This window comes from Novosphingobium sp. KA1 (assembly GCF_017309955.1).
Taxonomy (GTDB): Bacteria; Pseudomonadota; Alphaproteobacteria; order Sphingomonadales; family Sphingomonadaceae; genus Novosphingobium.
The window spans coordinates 575,791-601,464 of the sequence record NZ_CP021248.1; the positions used below are offsets into that span (position 1 = coordinate 575,791).

At 61.8% G+C, this 25,674-nt stretch carries 28 protein-coding genes; 20 read left to right on the plus strand and 8 right to left on the minus strand.

Annotation, left to right across the window (positions count from 1 at the left end; translation table 11 throughout):
• Nucleotides 1-94 precede the first annotated feature (94 nt).
• Nucleotides 95-556: a hypothetical protein gene (locus tag CA833_RS20490; protein ID WP_207080993.1), complete on the plus strand. Its 462-nt coding sequence runs from the start codon at nucleotides 95-97 to the stop codon at nucleotides 554-556.
• An 80-nt stretch (nucleotides 557-636) separates the two neighbouring features.
• Nucleotides 637-1,656 (plus strand): hypothetical protein, encoded by a 1,020-nt coding sequence (locus CA833_RS20495; RefSeq protein ID WP_242526563.1) that lies wholly within the window; start codon nucleotides 637-639, stop codon nucleotides 1,654-1,656.
• A 92-nt stretch (nucleotides 1,657-1,748) separates the two neighbouring features.
• On the opposite strand, the gene CA833_RS20500 is transcribed toward CA833_RS20495, so the two are convergent.
• Nucleotides 1,749-1,913: a hypothetical protein gene (locus CA833_RS20500; RefSeq protein ID WP_207080995.1), complete on the minus strand. Its 165-nt coding sequence runs from the start codon at nucleotides 1,911-1,913 to the stop codon at nucleotides 1,749-1,751.
• 94 nt (nucleotides 1,914-2,007) lie between these two features.
• On the opposite strand from CA833_RS20500, the gene CA833_RS20505 reads away from it, so the two are divergent.
• Complete coding sequence (locus CA833_RS20505; RefSeq protein ID WP_207081336.1) at nucleotides 2,008-2,163, plus strand: hypothetical protein; 156 nt, start codon at nucleotides 2,008-2,010, stop codon at nucleotides 2,161-2,163.
• 46 nt (nucleotides 2,164-2,209) lie between these two features.
• Entirely contained in the window at nucleotides 2,210-2,653 is a 444-nt protein-coding gene (locus CA833_RS20510) for a hypothetical protein (RefSeq protein WP_207080996.1), read from the plus strand.
• Between the two features lie 22 nt (nucleotides 2,654-2,675).
• Here CA833_RS20510 and CA833_RS20515 read toward each other — a convergent pair whose 3' ends face one another.
• The 3 genes from CA833_RS20515 to CA833_RS20525 all read right to left on the minus strand — a co-directional run bounded on the left by CA833_RS20515 (nucleotide 2,676) and on the right by CA833_RS20525 (nucleotide 5,182).
• Nucleotides 2,676-4,250, minus strand: a complete 1,575-nt coding sequence (locus CA833_RS20515) for an IS66 family transposase (protein WP_207081242.1) — start codon at nucleotides 4,248-4,250, stop codon at nucleotides 2,676-2,678.
• A gap of 129 nt (nucleotides 4,251-4,379) precedes the next feature.
• Nucleotides 4,380-4,733, minus strand: coding sequence for an IS66 family insertion sequence element accessory protein TnpB (tnpB, locus tag CA833_RS20520; protein ID WP_009822160.1), 354 nt, complete (start codon nucleotides 4,731-4,733; stop codon nucleotides 4,380-4,382).
• Nucleotides 4,730-5,182 carry a transposase gene (locus CA833_RS20525; RefSeq protein ID WP_207080997.1) on the minus strand — a complete coding sequence of 151 codons (453 nt, stop codon included), beginning with the start codon at nucleotides 5,180-5,182 and terminating at the stop codon, nucleotides 4,730-4,732. The genes tnpB and CA833_RS20525 overlap by 4 nt, the downstream gene beginning before the upstream one ends.
• A 111-nt stretch (nucleotides 5,183-5,293) precedes the next feature.
• Between CA833_RS20525 and istA the strand changes: the two genes are divergently transcribed.
• The 3 genes from istA to CA833_RS27040 are packed head-to-tail and all read left to right on the plus strand — an operon-like array spanning nucleotide 5,294 to nucleotide 8,244.
• Nucleotides 5,294-6,835, plus strand: coding sequence for an IS21 family transposase (istA, locus tag CA833_RS20530; protein ID WP_370584595.1), 1,542 nt, complete (start codon nucleotides 5,294-5,296; stop codon nucleotides 6,833-6,835).
• A complete protein-coding gene (gene istB, locus CA833_RS20535) occupies nucleotides 6,832-7,689 on the plus strand; it encodes an IS21-like element helper ATPase IstB (protein WP_207080631.1) in 858 nt (285 codons plus the stop codon). The genes istA and istB overlap by 4 nt, the downstream gene beginning before the upstream one ends.
• Nucleotides 7,690-7,701: 12 nt before the next feature.
• On the plus strand, nucleotides 7,702-8,244 hold the full coding sequence (locus CA833_RS27040) for a hypothetical protein (protein ID WP_242526564.1): 543 nt from the start codon (nucleotides 7,702-7,704) through the stop codon (nucleotides 8,242-8,244).
• Nucleotides 8,245-8,262: 18 nt separating this feature from the next.
• Here the strand turns inward: CA833_RS27040 and CA833_RS20545 are convergent, their stop codons facing one another.
• Genes CA833_RS20545 through CA833_RS20555 form a run of 3 tightly spaced genes read right to left on the minus strand, consistent with a single transcriptional unit; the run spans nucleotide 8,263 to nucleotide 12,288 of the window.
• Nucleotides 8,263-10,110 carry a ThiF family adenylyltransferase gene (locus CA833_RS20545; RefSeq protein ID WP_207080998.1) on the minus strand — a complete coding sequence of 616 codons (1,848 nt, stop codon included), beginning with the start codon at nucleotides 10,108-10,110 and terminating at the stop codon, nucleotides 8,263-8,265.
• A complete protein-coding gene (locus CA833_RS20550) occupies nucleotides 10,103-11,143 on the minus strand; it encodes a cyclic GMP-AMP synthase DncV-like nucleotidyltransferase (protein WP_207080999.1) in 1,041 nt (346 codons plus the stop codon). Before CA833_RS20550 ends, CA833_RS20545 begins: the two co-directional genes overlap by 8 nt.
• 11 nt (nucleotides 11,144-11,154) lie before the next feature.
• Entirely contained in the window at nucleotides 11,155-12,288 is a 1,134-nt protein-coding gene (locus CA833_RS20555) for a patatin-like phospholipase family protein (protein WP_207081000.1), read from the minus strand.
• A gap of 159 nt (nucleotides 12,289-12,447) precedes the next feature.
• Here CA833_RS20555 and CA833_RS20560 point away from each other — a divergent pair, with 159 nt between their 5' ends.
• The 13 genes from CA833_RS20560 to CA833_RS20615 all read left to right on the plus strand — a co-directional run bounded on the left by CA833_RS20560 (nucleotide 12,448) and on the right by CA833_RS20615 (nucleotide 25,251).
• Entirely contained in the window at nucleotides 12,448-13,371 is a 924-nt protein-coding gene (locus tag CA833_RS20560; protein WP_207081001.1) for a YafY family protein, read from the plus strand.
• A 121-nt stretch (nucleotides 13,372-13,492) separates the two neighbouring features.
• Nucleotides 13,493-14,638: a tyrosine-type recombinase/integrase gene (locus CA833_RS20565; RefSeq protein ID WP_207081002.1), complete on the plus strand. Its 1,146-nt coding sequence runs from the start codon at nucleotides 13,493-13,495 to the stop codon at nucleotides 14,636-14,638.
• Nucleotides 14,628-16,448, plus strand: coding sequence for a site-specific integrase (locus CA833_RS20570; protein WP_207081003.1), 1,821 nt, complete (start codon nucleotides 14,628-14,630; stop codon nucleotides 16,446-16,448). The genes CA833_RS20565 and CA833_RS20570 overlap by 11 nt, the downstream gene beginning before the upstream one ends.
• A 4-nt stretch (nucleotides 16,449-16,452) precedes the next feature.
• Complete coding sequence (locus CA833_RS27045; RefSeq protein WP_242526565.1) at nucleotides 16,453-17,463, plus strand: hypothetical protein; 1,011 nt, start codon at nucleotides 16,453-16,455, stop codon at nucleotides 17,461-17,463.
• 93 nt (nucleotides 17,464-17,556) lie between these two features.
• On the plus strand, nucleotides 17,557-18,255 hold the full coding sequence (locus tag CA833_RS27050; RefSeq protein ID WP_242526566.1) for a hypothetical protein: 699 nt from the start codon (nucleotides 17,557-17,559) through the stop codon (nucleotides 18,253-18,255).
• Complete coding sequence (locus tag CA833_RS20580) at nucleotides 18,239-18,703, plus strand: hypothetical protein (protein WP_207081004.1); 465 nt, start codon at nucleotides 18,239-18,241, stop codon at nucleotides 18,701-18,703. Before CA833_RS27050 ends, CA833_RS20580 begins: the two co-directional genes overlap by 17 nt.
• Nucleotides 18,704-19,073: 370 nt before the next feature.
• Entirely contained in the window at nucleotides 19,074-19,412 is a 339-nt protein-coding gene (locus tag CA833_RS20585) for a hypothetical protein (protein ID WP_242526567.1), read from the plus strand.
• A 536-nt stretch (nucleotides 19,413-19,948) separates the two neighbouring features.
• Nucleotides 19,949-20,293 carry a hypothetical protein gene (locus tag CA833_RS20590; RefSeq protein ID WP_207081005.1) on the plus strand — a complete coding sequence of 115 codons (345 nt, stop codon included), beginning with the start codon at nucleotides 19,949-19,951 and terminating at the stop codon, nucleotides 20,291-20,293.
• 839 nt (nucleotides 20,294-21,132) lie between these two features.
• Complete coding sequence (locus tag CA833_RS20595) at nucleotides 21,133-21,600, plus strand: DUF736 domain-containing protein (RefSeq protein ID WP_207081006.1); 468 nt, start codon at nucleotides 21,133-21,135, stop codon at nucleotides 21,598-21,600.
• An 83-nt stretch (nucleotides 21,601-21,683) separates the two neighbouring features.
• A complete protein-coding gene (locus CA833_RS20600) occupies nucleotides 21,684-21,965 on the plus strand; it encodes a hypothetical protein (RefSeq protein ID WP_207081007.1) in 282 nt (93 codons plus the stop codon).
• A gap of 86 nt (nucleotides 21,966-22,051) precedes the next feature.
• A complete protein-coding gene (locus tag CA833_RS20605) occupies nucleotides 22,052-23,062 on the plus strand; it encodes a DUF2493 domain-containing protein (RefSeq protein ID WP_207081008.1) in 1,011 nt (336 codons plus the stop codon).
• Nucleotides 23,063-23,466: 404 nt separating this feature from the next.
• Nucleotides 23,467-24,450, plus strand: coding sequence for a DUF2493 domain-containing protein (locus CA833_RS20610; RefSeq protein ID WP_207081009.1), 984 nt, complete (start codon nucleotides 23,467-23,469; stop codon nucleotides 24,448-24,450).
• 279 nt (nucleotides 24,451-24,729) lie between these two features.
• Complete coding sequence (locus tag CA833_RS20615; protein WP_207081010.1) at nucleotides 24,730-25,251, plus strand: hypothetical protein; 522 nt, start codon at nucleotides 24,730-24,732, stop codon at nucleotides 25,249-25,251.
• On the opposite strand, the gene CA833_RS20620 is transcribed toward CA833_RS20615, so the two are convergent.
• Nucleotides 25,252-25,488, minus strand: a complete 237-nt coding sequence (locus CA833_RS20620) for a hypothetical protein (RefSeq protein WP_242526568.1) — start codon at nucleotides 25,486-25,488, stop codon at nucleotides 25,252-25,254. It lies immediately after the preceding gene.
• Nucleotides 25,489-25,674 lie beyond the last annotated feature (186 nt).

A 25,674-nucleotide genomic window follows, 5' to 3' on the forward strand; every position in this document is an offset into this window, starting at 1 on the left:
CGGGCCGGAGAGCAGGGAGCGGAGAGGGGAGGAAGGCTGGGGCGACGGACCCGGGGCGGTCGACTGCCTCTTCCGTGCCACAGGAGATTATCCCATGAATGTCATCGCTTCCCGCACCCGCGTCGCTGGGTGCGCGCCTCTCTATTCCTATCGCGCGCTGGTCCCTCTGGATAGCGTTGATCCCGACCGGCGCCACCGTGTTGCGATCCTGCATGTTCAGATCGCGATGACCCGATCGGCGTACACGCGCATTGCCGACACGATTGCGCCCCATCGTTGGTTCGAACGGGATATCGCCGTCTCCTTCGGTCTTGCCGCCCAGCTCGGCCTCGCCGCGCGGCGCATCGAAGCGCTTCTGTTGCAGTCGGTATTTCCCGAGATGACCACCTGGTTGGCGCCGATCGCGCTTCGGCTCGAGCATGACCGGGGAAGCGCGTCCCACCGCGTCGCGACGATCGATCTCAATGCCGCTTTCGATGCCGTCATCCCGCGCATCGACACGTTGACCGCCGCCGAACTGGCGCCGCCTCGGTCCACCGATCGCCGCGCCGCCTGATCCGAGGAATGATGCACATGATACATTACACACTTTCCCATCTCGAAGCGGCCGCCTCCCTATGGGAAGCGGTCCTCGACTTGCGCGACCGTCCGGCCGCCGAGCCCGCTGATCTCGCTCGCGCGCTGGCGATCCGCAAATCGTTCGAGGCGATGGGGACCTGCGCCATGCGCATCATTGTCGTGGGCTGGATCGATGCGGTCGATGCTGCGTGGTACAGGAACCAGGAGACCTGCCCCTTCTGTTTCGACTGGTCCTTTGTGAAGCAGTGGGTCATCGACACCATCGACTGGTCCGACCCCGATAATCCGGCCATCCGGATAGATGCTTCGGGCACTGACATGACAGACAACGCGACTACGGCCGCCCAAGCTGGGGCGAAGTCGCCCGGACCAGCGGGGCCACAAATCACTCGGCACGACCATGTCGCCCTGCTTGCCCGCGGGCGCGCGGCCCTGGAGAGGCCGGACAGCCTTGATGCCACCGCGCGCGCCATATTGATCGAGGCGCTTGGCGCCAGCGAAAGCGGGCTCCGTGTCTGTGCGCTGCCATGGCCGATCGATATGCATCTGGGCATCATCGAGCACCGTCATGGCATCAATTTCTACGCAGGCCTGAACCGTGACGTTCTCGTTGCGGAGATGGCGGAATATGCGCGCGAATGGTGGAAGGAGATCGGCGACAGGCGCGATCCGAATACGCTGCCCGATGACGAGGTCCTCGCCGCCTATTTCGACGATCACCCTTCGGAAAGCTATTCGACCGAGATCCTGCGCCTGCAGCCTCTCCCGGCGGTCCGCTCAGTTCCCTCCATCGAAAGCGGCGCCTACTGCGTGCTCTCGACCGGCCATCTGACGGTGCAGACCGCCGGACTTCTTGACAAATGGGCCTGCTGGCCTCCGAGCGACCGCCCCATCGACATCGCCGCCTCCGTCTATGGCTGGTTCGTACCGACGCGGCCGCTTCCCGATGACCGCCGCGCGCAGATTCCGGATGATCTCCAGGAAATCATCGCGTTCGGACGTGATCGGGGCTTCCAGTTCCTCCTCCTCGACTGCGATGCAGACCGCGCTGTCGATCTACCCGTCCACGACTGGTGATCAGGTTGAGAAAAGGGCTCTCTGGCCACAACGAGAGTACGCTGATTGTCCGCCGAGAATTTCTCCACCGGCGCAGCAGCCCGCTGTTTTCATCACGGAGCGCCGACGCCGGCCTCCAGCAGCGGCAGTAGCATTGCATGGAGGGCATCCTCCGCGCGCTCACGCCGAGGTGCATCGCTCGAGGCCAGGTCCTTGCGCATCCAGTCGGGCAGTCGCCGCACGAGGTCTCGCAGTTTCACATCGTTTGAATCGCTCATCACCTCCTCTTTGCAGGACGCTCGCGCCGCTACAAGCGTTCAGGGTTACGATGCGGCCGCCGGCCTGGCCCGATCGCTGGCTGGCGATGGTCGCATGAGCGCGGGCCTTCGTGGGCCCGTCGTCGCGGCATGGGGCGCGGGCACCAATTCGACCGCGATGATCATCGAGCTCGTCCGCCGCGGCGAAAGTAAGCGTCCGGGCTCGACCGTAGATCCGGTTTGCCAGCTATTGTCCATTGTGAAGATTTGAATTCCCGGCTTTAAGTCACGAAATGCGATATTCCCTTTTTCTGGGCATGGCAGCGATGCTCGGCACGGTCACAGGATGCTCTAGCACCTATGACATTCAAGCTAAGATGGTTGATGGGAAGGTCACTTTCGTCCCTGATACAGGTATTTTTGGCGGCCCAGATTGCATCGGGAGTATCACAGTGGAAACTGAAGATGGCCCTCCCGCCGCAGCTACTCCAGGCGATGATTTGGATGCCATTAGCCGGGGAACATACTGGGAAGAGACGTTTGCTTCCCCTTCGTGTGAAAATCTGTTCCCAATCACATATGGGGCGAAACTCGTCGGGCCACCTTTCATCTATGACGATGACACAATAAAATCAGTGAAGCCCAAGCCGCTCCTTAAGGGGGTAATCTACACTGTCTCAGCGCGAAGCAGCGGTTCAGCATACGGAGGTGGCAAGTTCCGCCTTACGAACGAAGGGCGGATTGAAAATCTGCAGCGGTGACCATTGGCAGCTTCGCGGGCATTTACGCTTGAAGGGTAGACCATTCCCACGGCAGAAGTTCATCGATCCGATTGATCGGATGGCCTTTGCCGATGCGATCAAGGACGTCAGCTAGCCATTCCTGAGGATTGACGCTGTTCAGCTTGGCGGTCTCCAGCAGCGAATACATCGCGGCAGCGCGTTCACCGCCGCAGTCGGCGCCGGCAAACATCCAGTTTTTGCGGCCCACGGCTATGCTCCTGAGGGCATTCTCCGCCGGGTTGTTGTCGATCTCCAGCCTGCCGTCGTCGGTGTAGGCGAGCAATTGCGGCTTCAGCTTCACCGCATAGCGCAGCGCCTCAGCAAGCGGCGATCGGACAGATGCCCTGGCCAGCACCTCGTCGGCCCACGCGAAGAAATCCAGCGTCTTGAGCTTCGAAAGCTTCCGAGCCTTGCGACGAAAATCGGCAGGTTCGCGCACGATCTGCCGCTCGACGTCGTAAAGCTCGCCGATCATCTGCAGCCCCTGGAGCGCGACCGAGTTCGGGTCCGCCTTGTAGACATCGTTCAGCTTGCGCCGGGCATGGGCCCAGCAGGCAACGGGCGTGATCGGCGCGGGCTGGCGGTCACTCGCGTAGAGGCGCTCGAAACCGGCATAGGCATCCGCCTGCAGGAAGCCCGCAAAGGTCTTGAGATGCTCGCGCGGTCGCTCGCCCTTGCGATCGGGGCTGTAGCGGAACAGCGCCGCTGGTTTATCCAGATGGCTCCATCGTCGGTTATCGCGAAGGTAGACCCATAGTCTGCCGGTCGCCGTCTTGCCGGTCCCCGGCGCCAGCACCGGGACGGGTGTGTCGTCGGCATGGAGCTTCACGCTGGCCATGACGTGATCGGCGATCCGATCGACGAGCGGTTGCAGCAGCCAGCTTGCCTGGCCGAGCCAGTCCGCCATCGTCGAGCGGCTGATCTCCACGCCCTCGCGAGCGTATATCTGCGACTGGCGATAAAGGGGCAAGTGATCGGCAAACTTGGAGACGATGACGTGGGCCAGCAGGCCGGGACCCGCACGGCCGCGCGGCACGGGAAGCGCCGGGGCCGGTGCCTGACTGATCGTATCGCAGCGGTTGCAGGAAAGCTTGGGTCGGACATGACGGACGACGCGGAAGCGGCCGGGGACATATTCCAGCACTTCGGTTACGTCCTCGCCGAGCTTGCCCATCGTGCCCCCACAGGCGGAACAGCCGTCGGCATCCGGCGCTGCGTGCATAACCTCGTCGCGAGGGAGATGGTCGGGCAGCGGAGCACGGCGAGGCTTGCGAGGGGCAGCCTTGATTGGGACATCTTCGGGCGCATGGCCCTCGATCACACACTCTGCATGGGCATGCTCGGCCTCGAGATCCTCCAGCGTCAGTTCGAGCTGGTCGGCCTGAAGGGTAAGGCGTTCCGAAGACTGACCGAACTTCATGCGCCGCAGACGGGCCAACTGGACCTTGAACTTCTCGATCTGCAGCGCGGTCAGCTTAATCGAGTTCTGGGCAGTCTGAAGCTTCTCGCGGGTCTCGTCATGGGCCGCCCGTTCGGCTTCCAGCGCCCGCTCCGAAACCGCCAGACGTGCGCGCATCGCCTCGGCAAAAGCGCGCAGTTCTGCGGGGTCGGTAGGGAGTTCGAGATCGTCGGGAGGCACGCTTCCCGATAGCAGAATCCGGCCTTCCGCCCAAGCGGAAAGCCCGGAAATACGGCGATTATCGCGTCAAATCTGCACCGGCAGGCGGGGCGGATCGGGGGCCACCGTGCGCCGCCAATCCATCGCTTCGATCAGCAGCGCAAACTGCGCCGGGGTCAGCACAACACCGCCCTCGATGAGCGGCGGCCAGACGAAACGGCTGCGTTCCAAACGCTTGGCGAACAGGCAAAGCCCCGTCCCATCCCAATGCAGCGCCTTCAGGTAGTTGCCGCTTTTGCTGCGGAACAGGAAAACATGCCCGCCGTAGGGCTCGACCGCGAATAGGGGCCGGACCAGTGCCGCCAGCCCATCGAAGCCAAGCCGCATGCTGACCGGCTTGCTTGCCAAGTAGACCTTTGTTCCGGGTGCCAGCGAGATCACGAGACGTCCCGGAATGCACGCAGCACGCGGGCCAGCGCCTTCTCGTTCACGTAGCTGTCCACCGACAGGCGAACGCCGCTGGGCAGGTCTATGTCTATCGCGCCGGGACGGGCACCGGGATGCGGGCGGATCAGTTCTTCCGATGCTGACGGCATCGGTGACGAGACAGGTCGCTGCGCCTTCTGGGGCTCCGGCACCGCCGGCGCAGCCGCAGGCTCCGTCGTTGTAATTGCGCCGTAGGGAATGAACTCGAGCGCCTCACTGGCGATGGCCGCTGCCTGGCGGCGCGCCGACCGCCAGTTGTAGATCAGGCTCTCGGCAATCTCATGGCGCTCAGCAACCTGACGGACCGATATGCCGCCTTCATCTGCCTCGGCGAGAATCGCCGCCTTCTCGGCATCCGAAAACTTCCTGTGTCGCGCGACATTCAGGGTGAGAAAGCGCGACAAACAAGATGAGAATCCTGCGTTCCGGAATTGGCGAAGGGCGTAGCCCGTAGCCGATACCGGAACGCAGGAGGCGCCTTTTGAAGGGTGCCTGTGATGGTCGCGGCGGCCGCTATGCATTGGGTTTTCTTGGGAAGGAGGACCTGGCGTGTGGCGGGCCGACACATCAACGATCATCAGGTGAGACTTTTCATGACCCACAGACGTAACGATCCCGTCGCCCTGGCAGCGGCAAAGGCCGGTTTCAGCCCGGCGACCGGCTATCGGGTGCTGCAGGATGCGCGCCTGCCTTCCCAGCGACAGGCGCCGCGCGGCCGACGGCGCCCTGATCCGCTATCGGGCATTTTCGAGGAGGTTGTCGTGCCGATGCTGGAGGCCGCTCCCGGTCTTCGTCCTGTCGCGATCTTCGAGGAACTGCGCCGCCGGTACCCGGATACCGAGTTCGGCTCACGACGAACCCTGGAGAGGCGTATTCGCGACTGGCGCGCTCTGAACGGCCAGGATCGGGAAGTCATCTTCAGGCAGGTTCATGAGCCGGGGCGGCTCGGCATGTCCGATTTTACGTGCATGAACGATCTGGAGGTCGCCATCGCCGGGGCACCCTTGGACCACTTGCTCTATCACTTCCGCCTGCCTTGCGGCGGCTTTGAACATGGACACGTCATTCTGGGCGGCGAGAGTTTCGTCGCCCTGGCCGAAGGGCTGCAGAATGCGCTCTGGTCTGCCGGCGGAGCGCCCAGGCTCCACCGTACCGACAGCTTGTCGGCCGCCTTCCGCAACCTGGACGCAGATGCGAAGGCCGACCTGACCAAGCGCTATGACGCCCTATGCGCCCATTATGGAATGGTGCCGACGCGCAACAACACAGGCATTGCCCACGAGAACGGTGCGATCGAGAGCGCCCACGGCCATATCAAGGCTGCAGTGAAGGACGCGCTGTTATTGCGCGGGACCACGGACTTCACCGACCTTGCCGCTTATCGCCGCTTCATCGACGAAGTCGTGACCGCAAGGAACCGGCGCCACGGTCCCGGCATCGATGCTGAGCGCAAGGCGCTGCAATCCCTCCCGAACGCACGGACTACCGATTACGAGGAAGTCCTCGTGACAGTGACGTCCTCGGGCGGCTTCACCCTGCGCAAGGTGTTCTACACGGTCCCCTCGCGCTTGATCGGACATCGCCTGCGAGTGCGCCTTTACGACGATCGTCTCGATGTCTTCATCGGCGGCACAAGGCTCATGACCCTGCAGCGCGGCCGCGCCGGTGTGAACGGTAAGCACGGCCACGTTGTCGATTATCGCCATGTCATTCATTCCCTGCGCCGCAAGCCGATGGCGCTACGGGGATTGGTCTATCGTGACAGCCTGTTCCCCCGCGCGCCCTACCGCCTCATGTTCGAGCACTTGCTGGAAGCTGTGGGCGAGAAAGAAGCCTGCCGGATCATGGTCGAGCTTCTGGCCATGGCCCACGAGCGCGCCTGCGAGGCGGAGCTCTCCCATATCCTGGAAGAGGACCTGGCAATCCGCAGGATCCCATGCCTGTCGGCACTTCGGGCCCGCTTTAGCCCCGATCCCGCCACTTTGCCTGAAGTCGTGGTCGAGATGGTCTCGCTCTCGATCTACGACGGGCTGATCGAACAGGGAGAAGCGGCATGAGCACGGCTCCCATGATCGACGCACAGCGCCTGGGCCTGATGCTCAATGAACTGCGCTTGCCAACCATCAAGCATATCTGGGGAGATTTTGCAGCCCAGGCGGACAAGGAAGGATGGCCCGCGAGCCGGTTCCTTGCAGCTCTCGCCGAACACGAACTCGCCGAACGCGATCGTCGCCGGATCGGGCGTCATCTGGCTGAAGCCCACCTGCCGGCGGGCAAGACGTTGGACTGCTTCGCCTTCGAGGCCGTGCCGATGATCTCCAAGGCACAGGTCATGGCCCTGTGCGCCGGCGATGGTTGGCTCGACCAGGGTTCCAATCTCATCCTGTTCGGTCCGCCAGGCGGCGGCAAAAGCCATCTGGCGGCGGCGATCGGCCTGGCATTGGTGGAAAATGGCTGGCGAGCACTGTTCACCCGCACCTCTGACCTCGTCCAACGTCTGCAGGTGGCTCGCCGCGAACTGACGCTGGAATCCGCAATCGCCAAGCTCGACAAGTATCATCTGCTCATTCTCGACGACTTCGCCTACGTCTCACGCGACCAAGCGGAAACCTCTGTCCTCTTCGAACTGATCAGTGCCCGATACGAGCGCAGATCCTTGCTCATCACCGCCAACCAGCCCTTCGGTGAATGGAACCGCGTCTTCCCGGACCCGGCAATGACGCTCGCTGCGGTCGACAGGCTCGTGCATCACGCCACGATCTTCGAGATGAACGTGGAAAGTTATCGCCGGCGCACGGCTCAGGCCCGCCGCTCCGGGGCTGGACGTCCTGCCGCCTACACCACTCCGAAAGTCCTCGAGACCATCCGCGACAATCAGGATGAGAACGAGATCCTTGCCAGCGACAATTAAAATCGGCACTGAATGACGCGCCGCGACAATCACATTCTCATCCTGATTGACGCGCAATCCTCATCCTGTTTGTCGCGCTACATTCCTGCGCCGTTCGGTGCGCGCAATGATCTCCACCCGATCCTTCACTTGGCCTCCTTCTGGAGTCCAGAAAGAGACTCCTTAGCGGAGGTCCATCAGCGCCAACGCCGAATGCGGCAACACGCCGGAGGGCGGACGCTTACCGGCGAAATCCCTGAGATAACGTTGCTGGCAGCCATGCCCGAGCAACCGCACACGCGCAGGCTTATCCCTGTCTTCCGCCAGTGGATGGACGATCATGGCGTTCCCAATGAGATCGTCGAATACCAACCGAGGTTCTTCAAGCAATGGGCACGGTACGGCTCGCTCCTCGAAGCCTGCTTGACCAACAGCACATTGTCCTCGATCGCCTTTGGATTGCACAGCTGCAGCTTAGGTCTAGCCACAAAGAGTGTCTTGTCATCGAGACGCTGCGCCGTGATGTTTCAGGCCGACCGCCGCGCTTACCCAAAAAGCTGGCGGTGGTCGGCCTGAAACATCAATTTCTCGAGATCATGCTACTGAACGATATTCGCGCGCAAACGAACATGAAGGGCAGTCGCTTTGACACCATTCGCGCTCCCAGATTTGGCCGCCAGGATTCTCGCGCTCTGCTAACTGAGTCATGGCTTCGGTGATCGCACCGCCACTGTCTTTAATTCGCTGGATTGGGGCCAGCCAAATCCGGTGATGAGACAGTGTACTCTCTTCAAGCAGCGCCCGCAGCGCGGTCTCAGAAATCAGATCGTTCACGAACCCCAGTTCAACTGCACCATAGGGGGTGAAGTGATTTCCACATGCGGGCTCTTCAATTGTAGCTGATCCTTCGGGCCAGTGGCAGCCCAGGAAATGCGGAACGCCTGTACCACCAATACCGCATCGAAGGCATCCACCATCGGCTCCAATCAGTACAGCATGTCCTGCCGCGCCGTAACTTTCAGTCCAGCCGTAGAGGAATGGCTTTTTACGGCCGTTGACGAGATGCCACCGGTTCAGCGCACCCTCTGCCGACCAACTCCCCGTTGCCGAGATGACCAAGTCGCTGCTCTCCAGAAGCTCCCTATAGCCGTCGATAAGCGCCTGCGCGCTCACCTCATGGCCTTCAATCGCAAGATGCGGGAACGCCCGCTGAAATTTTGCTGCCAGTTCCAATGCTTTGTTCTTGCCGATAGAATCAGCACCAAGTTCGTGACGGCCAAGATTGGGCCAGTCCAGATCCTCTGGATCGACAAAGTGGCAATTGCCGACGCCCGCGCGAACAAGCTTGGCGGCCACCGATGAGCCAACCGATCCGCATCCAACAAAGGTGACCGTCTTCTGAAGGAGGCGCATCGAGCGCGCATCCTTACCTCGCCCATGAATCCAACGCGGATCAGCGCGGGAAACCTCGGCCTTGACAACCGGAGCAGCGGAATAGGTTCTCAGCGTGGCGACCTCCTTCGGCATCCGATTGGGCGCGAACCCTTTGCTCAACGGCTCCTGAATCTTGCCATCACGAGAGGAGACCTTCCGGCCAGACGTCGTCATGGTAGCGATGAGTCCGGAACCGCCCCGGCCCTCGGCTCCCATCAACACGATGATGTCCTTTTGGGCTTTCGAAGCGAGATCGATGAGGAGACTGTAAGCCTCATCGCTTTCCTTCTTCGCTAAAGCCAGCAGATCGGCCCCGTTATGGGGATAGTCCGCCGGCAGCGGGGGGCTGGAAAGCCAGAGAAGACCGGCGGGCTCGGTATGGAAACGCTTATTGCCCCGAGGGTTCCCGAAACGCCTGGAAAGCCAGGATTCCAGTTGTTCCTGGCTTTCGCCAACAATCACCATATCCTTATCGCGCCAGGCGCGAAGTTCGCGGGATGGGCCGCCCGGATCGACGATGCTTGTGATCTTGAACTTGGCGTCGCGTGCGTAAAACCAGTAGGTGAGGAACTCCTCCCGGAAATCCCGCTCGATAATTTCCCCCTTCAACAGGTCCTCGATTAATCGTGCCGATCGTCCGATCAAATGGATGGCGACTGAGCCGGGATCGTCTGCGTCTACTTCCGCCATGATGGGCAAAAGGCATAATATTCCGTCGTGCTCGACATGAGGCCAGACCAACTGGCCTGGGCCATCAACAAGTGCCGTTCGAGGATATCCAAGGGGAAAGGCGGGAGAGACTAGCAGGTCGATTTGCCGCGCCTCTCCGTCAGAACACAGCATATCGATGCGCCATCCACGCTCGAACCTGCGCTGACGATATGTTGCTCCTATTTCATGAGAAGACAGTCGCCGAAAGGGGGCGGGCAGGGCCTCGCGCAGCCGGGCTTCCAGCTGAAGGACAGCCTTTTTGAAGCCAAGCTCGCCGAAGCCTGCCGGGTTAGGCATGGCGGCCTCCTCCCGATGTGAGCACCGATGCGCTGGTACGGCTTTCAAGGCCGATAAGAGCGGCCGACGTTGCGATCGGTGCGGCATAGGATGCTGCCGCGCGGGCTTCTTCCTCACCACGCTCGCTGAAATAAGTCGTGTTGAAGACTTTGTCCCAGCATCCCAGTGCCTTTTCCCGCGTGCAATCCCATTCAAACAATGGGGCCAGCCAGTCCAACGCTTGGGTCAGCTTGTCACGCAGCATCCGTGCCTTGGCATCGTTGTCGCCACTGGTGATCGTGTCATTCGGCGTGACCGGATGTTTCACGACCAGATTCCAGTTCAGGCGATCCCGGATGGCTTTCATCGTGTCGTAAAGAGCTTGATCCTCCCGGCTGTCGATACGCTGGCATTCGGTAACAAGAACAGTGATACCGAAGCCGGACAAGATGCCGCCTTTCCAACTCGACCGGCTCTTGGCGTATTTCTTGATCAGGCGAACCAGCCGGCGCAACTGGGTGCCATTTGTGCTGTTGCTGCGCTCATCGTCGAACCAGTGCGTTACGTCACGCGCATCCGAACGTTTCCATCCGCTAGACGATGCCAGTTCATGGACCATGTTGCCATCGTCGTCTTCAGACTTACGGTATACCGGGACGTCGACATGGTAGCCCTTCTCATAGAAGACTCGAACACAATTGCTCCGAACTTCCGGCGCTGTTTTGAAGCTTCCGTCGTCGATTGCATCCCGTACCATCCACCGCGCCTGGATGGACGTCTTTTCCGCGCCCCGGTCCCCGACGAGGTCTTCCTTCCAGAAGTAGACCCCATCGTCGATGTCATAGTCATTCGCGGCGTCTCGAAGCATCGTCTTCATGGCATAGGAACCCTGCTTGACGAATTCGCTGGGTGCCGGGTCGTTGGCCTTGCTCAACCCGTCGCGCAGTCGCTTGCGATTTGCATCGCGGCGGCTGCGCATGGAATCCTGATCGGTCTTGGGAAGCGTGACCTCATCCTTATGGTAGGCGCAAACGTCTTTGTCACAGTCGTACATAAATCGATCCTTTATGCAGTAGCTTCGGCGGGTCGCCGGAGCGTCCTGGCCGGATCAAGGGGAGGGAGGCTTTCGAGCATTGCGCGGATCAATTGCCCCTCGCTGTTCATGGGGTCATCACAGGCGCTCCGCGTCATATCAGCGTCGGTGTGGGCCTGTTGCACAAGCCGGTGCATCGCTTCTTCTCGGCTGTCATCGAGCGCTAGATAGGCCATCATGCTGGCGGGCACGTCCTTGTTCGGAAAACGCACCCGCCTTATTGTTCGGCCGCAATCGCTGATGGCGTTTGCCAGCAGTCTTGCCATATTATCGTAGGCAAACTCCTGGGCGGAAATTCCCAACGGCGCAACTTCTGCGCCAAGTGCCCAGCCGAGCATTGAACGGTGAACCTTGCCTGCGGGGATATGCTCCCCCTCAGGACGTGGGCAAGTACCGAGAGAGAAGATTTCGATCGGTTGCGTGGGAGCAGCATTCGCCAGCGCGTCGGTGAAGCCGACCATGATCGGGTTATTGGCCCAAAGGCCGCCGTCGCAGAATATCTGCTTGCCCCCGCCGCCCTCGCCAGGGTCGTCAATGGCGGCCAGGGAGCGGAAGATCGGTGCCGCGCTTGAAGCCATGCACACGTCGGTGAGCTTGTAATTGTCATCCCGAACACCGCTTTTGGGCGTCTTTTTGAACACCCACGCCTTGTGCGTGCTCATTCTAACGGCCGGGATTGCGAGAGAAATTCCGCGCTTCTCGAAAACATCCAGCATCGTGACGTCCTCAAGGACATTCGTCAGTGCCTCTCGCAAGGCTTGGTCGCCGCGGCGAACGAAATATCCTCCCGTGAACGCACGGAAGATGGCGCTCAGCTTGCCTTTGATGCGATGCGGAAAGATCTTGGGACCATAGTCCTCGTAAAGAGCGACGACCTCTTTCATCGGAACACCGACTGCAGCCGCCGCCGCGACGATGGCACCTGTGCTCGTGCCCACGATGAGGTCGAATCCGAGGCCTAGATCCAGCGGTGCTTTCCCGCTGCGCGCAGCTTGTTGGGCGAGCAGGCGATCGAGAAAGGCTGCGGTGTATATCCCACGCATGCCTCCCCCATCCAAGCTCAATACGCGATAAGGTCTCTGACTGTGATTTTCGCCTTCCGACATCTAGATTTGGGTTCCCTGTTACATGCGTGAGCGCGGGTTGAATCCCACATCTCTCCCGGTCAAACCGGGGCCCCCGAGGGATGAGTCGATGCCAAAGGCCCTTTCTACCCGTCGGAAAACATATATAGGTCGGGAAACCGGATTGATCAAGGATAGCCGATGGAAGAAAATAATTCGCAGGGTCGCGGCTTGCGATGGAATATAGCACAACGCCTTGAATTTATTGAGTTCAGGTTGGTGTGGGAGGGGCGGGTCAATCGCTCAGATATCGCCGAGCGGTTCGGGGTGACACTCCAGCAGGCATCTGCGGACCTGGCTCTTTACGAAAGCACGGCTCCAGCAAACATTGCGTATGATCGAAACGCCAAGACCTTTTTAGCGGCGCGGTCGTTTGTACCGCATTTTCTTCGGGAGGTGTCGGATCGGCAACTTCTTCAGCTTTCGTCTATTGCCGCAGGATTGGTCGAACGAGAGGATACATGGTTCGGTGAGCTTCCCCCGGTAGGGGTGCTGCCGGTCCCCCAACGCAGCGTGTCCACGAAGGTCGTTCGATCGATTCTCGAGGCGATCCGGAATAAGGCGGCGGTTGAGATCGAGTACCAGTCTTTGAAGCGGCCCGATGCAATACGCAGAATGGTCGAGCCTCATGCTCTCGCGCACAACGGGATCAGATGGCACATTAGGGCGTGGTGCCCGAAAAACAACGCCTTCCGCGATTTTGTTCTGTCGCGGATCACCGGGACAGGAGAATTCGCTGCTCGCACAGTGGACCCTCTATTCGATCGGGAATGGTTTGATGAGATAGAACTTCTTCTTGCCCCCAACCCGGCGCTTAGCGATGGTGCACGTCGGTCACTTGTCAAAGAATATGGCATGACTAGAGGGCGTCTGAGGCTCGTTACACGGGTGGCGTTGGCCTTCTATCTCATACAACATCTGAATTTGGATCTGGACCTACCGCCCGAGCGGCAACAGCTTGTGCTTTTAAATAAAGAAGCTGTCGATCAGGCTTGTAAAGATGCGTTGGCCGCATGTTCTTCCGCATTAGCGGGTCGAGATGCTCAGAGCGGAAGCGACGAATAGACATAGGTAGGCTGCTCCGGATCATATCCTTCGGATAGGCGTCACGTCGTCGGACTCTATGTGCGTTTTGGGGCATCGGGTGTATATTCCGCCTGAGCCCCAAGACGGGGAGTCCTAAATCATGGTTTCAATCATCCGGGCTGCTTCCGGTGAAGCAAGCATCCCTGAAGGCTTTCCCATCCTGTTCGACGCCGACATGGCGATTATCGAGCCAGCTTTCGTTTGGCTTATGGAGCATGCCGAATTCAGTGGCCGCGCTCATGCTTCCGAAACCGTGCGAACCTATGGTGAGCATCTCCACGACTGGTTCGACTCGCTCGAACAATCGGGGATCGAATGGCGCGAGGCCGACGAACGCGTCATCGCTGCCTATCGCAACCGGATGCTGGAGAATCCCAGCACGCATACCGGACGGCCCTATGCCCGGACCACGATCAATGCGCGCGTCTCGACTGTCTGCCGCTTTTATAGCTGGGCCCTAGATCGAAAGCTGATCGATCATTGCCCGTTCCGGTTGACCGAGAAGATAACGCTGATGCTCGACGGCGCCTATCGCCCTGGATTACAGCGGCGTCAGGTCAACGAGCTAATCGTCTCACGCCCCGAAAAACTGCCGCGACCGCTGCGCACCGACGAACTCGCACGGCTGTTCGCGCATCTGCGACCTACCGCCCGACTTGCCGCGCAATGGGCGCTTGGGGCAGGGCTGCGCCGCAAGGAGCTTTGCGCGCTCGCCGTCGATCAGATCCCGGATAGCTGGCCGCTTGACCTCAACAGCGATCCGCTTGTCGGCGTGCCGCTCCATATCACCAAGGGCGACCGGCCAAGGACTGTCTATCCGCCGCTTCGGCTGCTCGATCATACACACTGGTATGCAGGCGAGGATCGCGCCCGGATCGTCCGCCGTATCCGCCGTTCTGACCGGGGCTATCACGCGCCGCCCAATCTGCTGCTGAACGAGCATGGTCACGCCATGACGCGTAAGCTCCTGACGACACAGCTCGCGGAAGCGTTCGGGGCCGCGGGACTTCAGGGCACACTGCACTGGCTGCGACACACTTTCGCTATGGCGATGCTGGCCCGCCTTCAGATCCAGGCCCGCAACAACCCCGATCTCAACCCGCTCAAGGTGGTGCAGGTGCTGCTCGGCCACGCCTCGATCACAACCACCGCGATCTATCTGCGCTGTGTCGAGCTGCACGAACGCGACCTGAGCGAAAGCCTCGCCTATCTCTATGGCGAGCTTATCCCAGCCGATGAAGAGTAACCGCCTTGATCGAAAGCTTCGGCTCGAACCGGCACCGGCAAACCACCCGGTGGGGGGCGCTGAAATCCAGTTCCGCGATAGTTGGGGAGAAGTTGTCCAGCGCTTCGATTCTGCTTTGTTCGGCATGCCCGACGATATCAATGCTGTGGTCGCTAAGGCTTTCTACGACCACGATGTTGCGCTGGCATCCGAAACCCGCAAGTCGCGTTGGTTCGCCTTGCGTGGCTTTGGCCGTTTCCTACGTGAAGACGGGCGAGTGCGTAGTGCCTTCGATCTCGATATCGCGACAATCCGGCGTTACATCGAATGGCTGGCAGAACCCCAGGGTGGAAAGGGACGTAACCGCCATACCCAAGCAGGCCAGTTCGGCATGGTACGGCCGATACTAAACCAGGCGATCCGCGACAATCCTGGCTTGTTCGCACCAGACTTTGCTATCCCCAATAACCCGATACCTCTCGCGGGGACGCAGCGGCTTCCACAGGATCGCCTCACTCCAGCCCAAATGAGGGCGGTGCTGGCCACCTGCTATGCTGAGATCGACATGGCGTGGGAGAAGTTCCTACATGGCCAAGCGATTGTCGCTTTGCCTCATGCACCACCTCGAACATCATGGCGTACGGATGGGCGCGACCGATGGATATGGCGACTTCATCGCGCTTATGGCGGCCTCTCCCCCGGTGGTACGCGCATGCCTCAACTCGGCCTGAATCCCAAATCCTTACCCAAAGCGCATATGGTCAAATCCATTGAGGGCTTTCTGCATATCACGACCGATGCGCTTGCGGCATTTTACATCGCACTATTGATCCAGACAGCGGCGAATGCGGGACCGTTACGGCATATGAAGCGCGATTGCCAGGTCCCGCACCCTCTCGATCAGCATCGAGTGCTGGTGGAATGGATCAAGCCGAGAGCTGGCTGGAAAGCGAAACGCCTGCAGCGTCGATCATTCGATCGTCGGCGACCCAACTCCGCTCCGCAACTAATCGACAAACTCCTGGCAATGACTGCGCCACTGCTTCCTCATACAAGGCCGTCCGAGCGCGACTATCTCTTTCTGCATCGCTTCCTCATGTCCACCGGACGAAATGCACGTCAGTATGGTGGCGGCCTGATCCACAGAGAGACGCTGAGATCGGCGATGCTGCGCTTACATGGCCGCCACAATGCAACAGTCACAGCCTGGAATGCGAAGCATCCCAACAAGCCGCGTTTGCTGCTTCCCGATTTCTCGCCCAAGTTGTTCCGCAGCAGCATGGCAAGCGCCCATTACACAGCGTCGCGGGGCAATATCATGGCGGCCAAGGCTGTCCTCAATCATGCCACTGTCGCCACCACTGACATCTATGTCGATGGCGAGGCCGTTCGCCGCCTCGAGCGCGATACGATCGCCCGGCTCCAGTTGCTGATGATTACATGGGTTACCGGCGAGACGCCATTTCATGACCCGCAACATCAAGGGCCAGATATCAGCATGCCAGCGACGGCGCTGTTCGGCCACGACTGCCTTCGCCCGATCGACGACGGGAATGCCTGTGCTGACCGCGTGTGCCCGAAACTGGGAGGTTGCCTCGCCTGTCCGGGCCTGATCGTCCCGATCGATCCGCATCATCTGGCGCGGATCATCCAGGCCACCAAACATCTTCAAGCCGCGCGGGAACGGATCGACCCGATCCGGTTCAGGCTCTTCTACGCGCCCAGCCTTCAGGTGCTGAGACAAGACCTGCTCCCCGCGTTCCCGCCCGAGATGATGCCCGTCGCGGAACGGCTGATGCTTGCCCTGCCTCCGCTGCCAGATTTGGAATAGTCTCATGGCCTCCGTCTCAGCATCCACGCAAACCCAAGTTCTGGCGCCGTTGCTCGGCAGCGAAGGCGAGTCCGCGGCAATGACGTTCAACTGGGGCTTCAAAATGCCCGATGGGAGTCGGTTCAACGGCGATCAGTGGGCGGCACTCCGGCACGCGGCTGAACTGTTCCTGCTTTCGCTGCGGAACGATCCGCCCGAAGGGCGAATGCCGCTCCGACAGGAAACGGTTCACGGCCACTTCGGCCACATCCGCTTCCTTGTTCGATGGATGGCGGCCGAGGACGTCCGATGCTTCAGGGATCTTGATCAGGATGCTATCGATCGGTTCGTGGCCATGCTCCGCGCCCGTCCCGGCAGGAACGGCGCGGTGCTCTCGCTCAGCACCGCCGAAGGCCATCTCGGCACAATCCGGACCTTCCATATGCAGCGCGACAAGTTGGACGACGCGCCGCTGGCGGCACCGCCTCGTGCCGGTTCGGTCGGGAAGCGGCACTGGAAACCTTATGGTGGCCATCCCTATACGCCCGACGAGATCGCCGTGCCTCTCATCAGTGGCGCTATGGAACTGCTCGGTGATCCAGCGGACCAGATACTCGCGCTGCGCGACCGTCTCGAAGATCTGTATGAGCAATTCCGACCACAGCATCAGGGGCGAAGGCTCCACTGGCATATCAGACGCGCCATGTTGGCTGAGCCATGCCCTTACGCGGATCTGTATCCGAATCCGGAATGGCCGCTGCGTCGCCTGACGTTCATGCTCGATCGCCTTTGCGACGCCTGCTTCGTCGTCATCGCCTATCTCGTTGGCGCGAGAGCCTCCGAAATACTCAGGCTTGAGGAGGGGTGCCTCGAACGGCGCGCGGCCGATGGAGACGGCGAGGAACACGTCTATCTTGTCGGCTCGATCACGAAGACGTCGCTGACGGAACATGGGGACATCCATCGCTGGCTCGCGCCCGAGCCGGCCCAGCGGGCGATCCACATCCTCGAACGACTCTCAGCACCGCTTCGATAACTTAGCGGAAACAGGAACCTCTGGCTCCATCAGCTCGGTCGGGGACGCTCGCCGCTTCCGACGGTAATGCCCGTCGCCCGACTGCGATCACCCATGGTCAATATCCGCTTGAATGAACGACTTGCGCCGTTCCTTGCCTTACCGGAACACCAAGGTGGTACCTGGCACCTGACCACCTATCAGGGCCGCAAGACGTTCTCGCGGTTCATCGGGCGGCGCGACCGCACCGGCCTGACGGCGCTGCAACGCCATCTTGGCCATGTCCACCGCGCGATGACCGACCGGGCCTATGTGGGCACAGACTTTGAGCTTGCCGAGCTGATCGACGACCAGACCGCCGAAGAAACCCGCAAAGCATTGGAAGATCTGCTCCTGGCGCCGAACGTCGCCGGGAAGGCGGGCATCATGCTTTCCGAGCGATCGCCGTTCCGCGGGCGCACGCGGTCGGGCGACGTCGATGGTTATATCACTGAGATCCTAGCCGAAACGGATATGCGCCTCGGCGTGTGTGACTGGGGCTACTGCCTGTACCGCCGAGAGACCTCCGCTTGCCTAGGTGGCGAGCGCGAGCCGAACCCGGTGCTTCGCACACAAAGCACCTGCTCGACTTGCGCCAACTTCGCCGTGACCGACCGGCATAGGCCGGTCTGGGAAGCACGCCTTGAACGGAACACCGCATTGATCCAGCGCGATGATCTCGATCGCGAGAGCCGGGCACTTGCCGAAGCCCGCATCAAGGAATCTCGCCGTATCCTCGACCAGCTCGACGAAGGAAATGCCGGTGACGTCTGAATCTGACCCATCCACTCCGCAGGTCCGTCGCCGGGCGAAAACCAATGCACGCCTGCGTGAAGCCCTTGGCCTCCTCGCCAAAGACCCATCCGTCGCGCCAACGGTCGCCGGTCTCGCAGGAGCAGCCGGGGTCGGCCGCAACATCATCTATACGCACCATGCTGACGTTCTCGACGCCCTGCGCCAGCTTCAATCGCTACGCGAGGGCGCCGCTGAAACGGTCGCTGGCGAAGCCGATCGCACACGCGCCACTCTTCTTGACGCGATAGCCAAGAACATCGCCCTGGCAACACATAATGCTAGCCTGCTGAAACGCGCTGTCGAAGCCGAGCAGCGCGCGGAGCGGCTCGAACGCCGTAACGCGCAACTTGTGCAGGAACTTGATCGGATACGTCGGCCCGTGCCTATCCGCACCAACGCCGAAGCGCCCGATCCCTCCGCTGCCTGAAGGGCGGTCACGCGCTAATTGGGCGTATTGGAAGAGGAGTAGGACTGGGAATGGCGGAAATACGGGTATTGTGGAGCCAATAGGACAGGTTGATTCAGACCTAATGCAGCGCGCGTCATAAAATCTCGCCCCAGGATAAATGGGTCAAGGCATGGCCACCGGCGCAGCATGCCTGGGCGAGCGGCCGCAAGGTTATCCGGCTTATCGGCTATGATTGCTCGACCCGCGATAACCAGCGTTATGCGCACCGTGAAGACCATGTTTCGGATCTCTACGATTATCGCTATCCACTTCGGGAATGGGGCATGACAAGGGAGGATTGCGAGCGCATCATTGCAGACGAGGGGCTTCCATCCTTTTGTAAAAGTTCATGTTTTTCTGCACTGCGATGCAAATTCCGGACGTTCTTGCACTCCCGCGCGAGGAGTTGCGGCTTATTGTGCTCCTCGAAGCATGCGCTGCTCCCCGACTGCGAAACGTTGAAGGGCTATGGCGTAAATCAACCCGCAAGCATCCGGGTTCGATGACCGCTTTCATCCGTGCCGAGCGTTTGCTGGATCCGGCCGATATAGACGCGATCATTGCGCACGCGCCCGGCGATCTGCGTGAGTTTCAGCGCGCCGCAGCAGCACTTCCTCCCGAGAACCGTCCTCATATCAGAACGTGGATCGAACGCTTCAATGAAGGTGTCGATAAGTCCGCTGCCTGATTGTTCCTCTTTCTACATGCGAATTGATCGGCGCCTGTGACCAGTTCCGGGAATGACCTAACCCGACGGGCCAGAATTCGCGCGCCCTTTGCCGAGGAGGTTTTGACCGCGCGCTCCGCTAGAACCAGGCTCCGCGTGGGCCAATGGACAGACGCTCCCTCTTGACACTTCGCACGTGCAGCACACACAATGTGCCCGGTCTTGAGATCTGGCCGCCCCTGCGGTCAAATGTCCCAATCTTCAAGGCCACCTGCGCACCCGAGGGGCAGGCGAGTTATTTCATCGTCAGGGCCGCGATGGCGCAGGAAGGCCCACCGCATAGGGGCATCGCAGTCCTGGAGAACGACCATGATCTCTTTGGTGTGGCGCTTCGTTTTTTGTCCGCTCGATCGTCATAAATCGTTCCGGAGAGATATGTGGTGGAACGGGGATCATTACATCGGAACCTGCCAATATTGCGGCTGCGCGATCCGGAAGGATGGCCCTCGTCGGTGGCGCCGCATCCTTGCCTAGCGGATGGCCCGGGGAGCGTCCGAGTGACCGATGAAAGCGCAACCCCTCGATCACAGGCCAATGTGGGGCACCTCGCTCCAGCCGCCGTTTGTGGTGCTGTCACCCGGCCGGGGCACCGCGTTTCCCAAATCTTCCATGAGGCTTCGACTATGTCAAAGGTTCGCATCGGTGAGTGGAATATCGATCTGGCCCAGGCCACCGCGTCGAAGGGAGACATCGAGGTGAGGATCGTCACGCATGAGGACGGCACCTACACCATCGCGTATTCCGGACTGGAAAGCAGCGAAACCGCCCGCCTTCTGGGACCGGAGGTTCTTGAGGCCTTCCAACGCGCAGGGGCCAAAGCCTTCGAGCAAGGGCCGGAGTAGAAGCGCGAGACATTCCAACTGAAGCGCTGGACTATCTGTGCCCCGCATGCTGCAATGCAATATTCCAGCGAATCAGGAGGCTTTCTTGAAAGAATTCTCGATGATCCGCCACCTCGGTTTCGTGGCGGCACGACGCGGCGAGCCCACATCCGCTAATCCCTACAGGACCTATCTCGAACGGATAGCCTGGATAGGCGGTTACTCGGAAGGCCGAGTTTCCCAAGCGTTCGGCACGATGCTGGCGTCCTGCGATACGGCAAGTAAGCGGTAGCCGGAGCACTGGCTCGAGCTTTTACGCTCTTGCCATTTCCCAGATCGGCCGATCACGGTGTTACTTCAATTCCAATCCCCAACTCCTGATTGGCTGGGGATTTCGAGCGGTCGCATCCGCCTTCTTTTGATGGCCATTCTTTCCGCCGCGCGGCCCGCCCCTTATCTCCCGCTCGCTCCCGATACCGGGACCGCACCTGCCGGTGCCGCCGACCACGCCGCTCCCGCAGTGTCTGCGATGACCGCCGGTCCACGCCGCTGCCCCTCGCTACGGCGACTCCCGCCAGCGTAGCACCCGCGCGGCTACCGCCGCGCCCCCGGCGTTCCGCCCCAATCCACAATTGCCGCCCTTCGCGCCGCGCCTGTGCCCCTGATCGTGCCGCGGTGTCGGGCGGAGTTGCGGGCGGCCGGGGCGTTGCGCGTGGACCGCGGCGGCGTCGCGCTGGGGGAGACGGAGCGCCTCGCCGTGGGCGGGCGGCGCGGGAGGCGAGCGCGGGATAGAGAGGAGAGAAGGGCCGGTGAGGGTGTCGCCGAGAATGGTTTCGAGCGACATTCGAAAGGTAAAGACGATGAACATCGGTGAAATCTTTAATCGGAATGGCCGTCTGAAGGGCTCGATCGCCACCCGCACTATCGATCTGCCCAGTGTCGGGCTGCGCAAGGTCGTGAGCGATAATCCGAAGGCTCCGGTCTACGAGATCCTCGCGCTTAACATCGCCCGCCGCTACGTCCAGATCGGCGCGCTGTGGGAGGCCGTGTCGAAGCAGGGGGATGTGTTCCTCGCCGGGAACATCGACGACCCCAGCCTTCCCGAGCCGCTGCCGATCGCGCTCTTCCCGGCCGATCATGGCGGCTACATGGTCGCCTGGCGTCGTGACACCATGCGCTCCGACTTCGGTGGCGGCATGGGCGCGAGCAGCGGCCGGTACGATGATCGCAGCCCGGGCGATCAGGGCGGCTTCGGCGACAGCACCGTGGGTGCCGGCGGCGAACGGTCGGGTTCGGACACCTCGTTCGAGGGGGAAGACCCGTTCTGATCACGCGCTGATCAGTCCCATTGGGCCGGGGAGGCGTCAGGCTTCCCCGGCCTCTTTCTTTTTCGCCCATGAGGAGACATCCCATGCGCCGCTCTTCATTGCATTCTTCCGCCCCGTTGACCGACCTTGCCGCGCTCTCCGCGGCGATCATGGCCAGCCCCTCGATCCGCGACCTGCTCGCGCGGCATGTCGAGGGCGCGTCTCCCGTGCCGGAAATCCCGGCGGGCATCACCTGCGGCGAGATCATCGCCGCCATCTACGACCTGCTCGAGAATACGCCGCTCGCGCCGCACGCGGCCGGGATCGTCGATGCCGTCCTGACACGCGCGGCATTCGCCGCGCCCGCCAGGGCGAGCAGGCACTGACCCGGCACGACACCCATGCAGGGCTGCGACGCTACCCTCGCGTTCGCGGCCCTTTTTCCTTTTGCCCCCTGACAGGGAGAAGTTCCATGAGCCACGACCATTCGCGCAGCATCAGCCGCTTCGCTGACCTGCCCGCGCTGTTCGCCGAAGTGACCGCGACCCCGGAATTCCAGCGCGCGTTCGGCGATCCGATCCCCCTCTCGATCATCAGCCCGGGGGATGAACCGGGCGAACACGACATGCCCGAGCCACTCCACGCACAGGCCGATTGCGCCGGGGTTATCGCCACCATCTTCGACCTTCTGACCGACACCCGCCTCGATGCGCTCGCCCCCGAGATCACATGGGGCATGGTGAACAGCTTCCATTTCGTCGCGGGAAAGCTCGAGCGGCAGGAAGACCTGCTGGCCGACGAACTGCGCGACATGATGCGCCGCTCCGACCTTTCCGAGGTGTTTAACACCGAGCTCGAGGAGAAGCAGCTGCTTTGCCAGTCGCTGTCCGAACAGCGCGAAGCGGTCGAGTGCATGCGCGACTATGCGGCCGACACCTTCCGCGTGCTTTCGGGTCGTCCCTGGTCGCCTGCGCGCGGTTCGCGGGTCTCGAAGGTCGCCACCGCCACGCAGGTCGCGATACAGGACTTCCTGCGCGCCCGGGAACTTGCCGAGCGCGAGCGATACCGCCCGCGCGGCCCGATCGTCGTCGCCTCCGGCCATGCCGAATGGCACGACTGGCAGATCCTATGGGACCGGCTCGATGCGATCCTCGCGCGGATCCCGCACATGACGCTGGTGACCACCGCGCAGCGTAAGGGCTTCGATGCGATCGTGGCCTCTTGGGCGGGGAGCCGCGACGTCCAGCTCGTCACCTACTCGCTGATGGGCGCGGGGCGCGGCGCGCCCTTTGCCCGTAATCGCAAGCTGGTCGAACTGAAACCCGTCGAAGCCGTGTTGGGCGAGGGTTCGGGCATCCAGGCGAACCTCTATCAGGCACTCCGAAAGGTCGGGGTTCCGATCCATGCCTTCCGGAAGGCCGATCAGGCACCCGCCGAGAAGATCACCGCGCTTCCGCGTGGCCGCGCTCGCCGGGCAGCCTGACACTGAAGTCTCAGTGCATTTTCCGGGGATGGCGCGGCGCGCCGTCCCCCTTTTTTACGCAAGGGGCGTGCAGGGTCGTGAGGTCGCGGGCGCTCCACTGAGAGGCAGGCGCCTGGAGGCACCCGTTGCGAATCAGGGGCATCGAGCCCCAGATTCGCAAAGCCTCTTCTCTCTCTCTCAAGAATTCCAATGGTGGCACGGGACCGCGTCGGCCTCAAGGACGACGGGGCCCCACCATTTTTCCGGGCGGGTCGGGCGTCATGCTTCCACTCGGGCAATGTGGCCGCCCGGAAAAATCGTGACCCCCATCGCCGGCTACGCCGGTCGCGTTCCGCGATCCTTGACCCCGCCGCTCGGAGCCCGTGCCCAAAGGGGAACCTCTTTCGTTTCTACAGGAGGTTCCCATGACGAAGATCCACCGCAGCGTCCGCCCGTTCTCCGACATCGCCGAATTCATCGCGCAGGAGACGATGGCGGACACCACCGACGACTTCCACGCCGCCTTCACCTCCGATCTCGACGGGGTCCGCATCGGGCGCGGCGAGGAGGAGATGGCGACCGACATGCCCGATCCGCGCGAAGCCCAGCTCGCCGTCGAACTGATCGTCACGACACTCTTCGATCTGCTGCGCGACACGCGGCTGCAGCCTGCCGCCGAGCGCCTCGCATGGGGCATGGTGAACAGTTTCCATCACGTCGCCGACCAGTGGCAGGGGCAGGCCGATAAGGCGACGCGCGAGGTTCAGGACCTGCTGCGGCGCGCCGACGGCAGCGAAATCCACAGCGTCGAACTCGAGCAGGCACAGGGCGAACTCGAATTCCTCGACGAAGCCACCGACGCCCTGCGCTGCATGCGCGACCATGCCGCCGACGTCTTCCACACCGAAACCGGACGGCCGTGGTCGGCACCGAAGGGGTCGCTGGTCTCGAGTAAGCGCACTGCCTCGGTGATCGCCGCCACCGATTTCCTGGCCGCCCGCCGCCAGCGCCGCACCGACGCGCATAATCCGCAGGGGCCCATCGTGATCTTCTCCGGCGGCGCGGACTGCTGGTTTGACGACCGCCTGATCTGGGCGAAACTCGACGACGCGAAATCCCGGAACCCGGCGATGGTGCTGGCGACCACCGCACAGGATAAGGGATGCGACGCGATGGCCGCTGCGTGGGCCGCCTCGCGTAAGGTGAAGCTCATCACGTTCCGCCTCAGCGCCAAGCTGGGGAAGAGGGCGGGGTTCGTCCGGAACGAGCAGATGGTCGGACTGCGCCCCGTTGAGGCCCTGGTCTGCGAAGGGTCGGGCCTGCAGTCTCACCTCGCGCGCCTCGTGAAGGAGAAGCGTATCCCGGCGCGGTTCGTCAGGCTCAGCGATCAGGGATGGGAGGCGCAGTGAGGTTCCGTCAGAGGATCGGTCCGGTTCGCCGGGCCGGTCCTCATTTCTTTTTATCAAGCGTAGCTCTCGCCCCGCTCAGGGACCCGCAGGCGGGTCCGTCGCGGGCGCGATGCGGGACCGCCAAGCGGTCCCGGCCTCCTGCGCGCGGCTTCGCCGTGCTCGTCGCAGGGACACCCTTCGGGCGCGGTCTTGGTGGGGTTGGCTAAGGGGCTAGGCCGCGTCCTGCCACCAGAGGAGAGGAGGGCAGAGAGGGGTGGCTCATTCGAGGAGATTAAAGCCATGTCCGAGCATCTGCACCTTTCTAATTCGGCCGTCTTCATTTCCGGATCGCGCTCCATTACCACGCTTCCCGAACCTGTTATCGAACGCATCGACGGTTTCCTGTACCGCGCGCTTCCCATCTGGATCGGGGATGCGCACGGCGTGGATCGCCTGGTCCAGCGCCTTCTCTCCGATCGCGATATCGCTGCCGTCAGGGTCTACTGTTCCGGCGAAGGGCCACGTCATAATCTGGGCGACTGGCCTGTCCGGAACATTCCCGCCTCCGGTAGAAAGGGCACCGCCGCCTTCCATGCCGCGAAGGATGCGGCGATGGTGCGCGATGCCGCCATCGGACTCGTGATCTGGGATGGTCGCAGCCGGGGCAGCCTTGCGAATATCCACCGCTTGGCGGCGCAGCGGCGCTTCATCATGATCTGGTTCGGGCCCGAAGCGCGGTTCATTACCCTGAGATCGGATTCCGACAGGGACAGCTTTCTCGAGGCGCATCCCTGCCGGAACCTGGTGATGACCAGCGCGTGATCAGATCGCTGCCGGCAGTCCTTTAATCGCCGTCAGCGCCGCGCCGCCACCGACCCGGATCGCCTGTGTGAGAAGCTCGCGGAATTCCCTTTCCGTGAGCTTCTCCACCGGCATCGCCGCGATCATTGCGGCATATCTGCCCCGCAGCGCACGGCGCGCGTTTTCCAGTTCATCGTTCATCTTGCGCTGACGCGCTTCGAGATCGGCGAGCCGATCCCTTTCCGTCATCTTCGGCATGTCCATCGTCCTTCCCCGATGGCCTGCCCGTCGCTTGCGACTGTGCCACATCAGCGGACCGGCGCAAGCGGGGATTGCCGCTTCCTGCGGAACCGGCGGGACGTCCCGTTTGGCCACTTCTCCACCGACCCATCCCATCCATCGGCCCGCGGTGCCTGTAGTCCGCGGACACCCCCATGAGGAGGC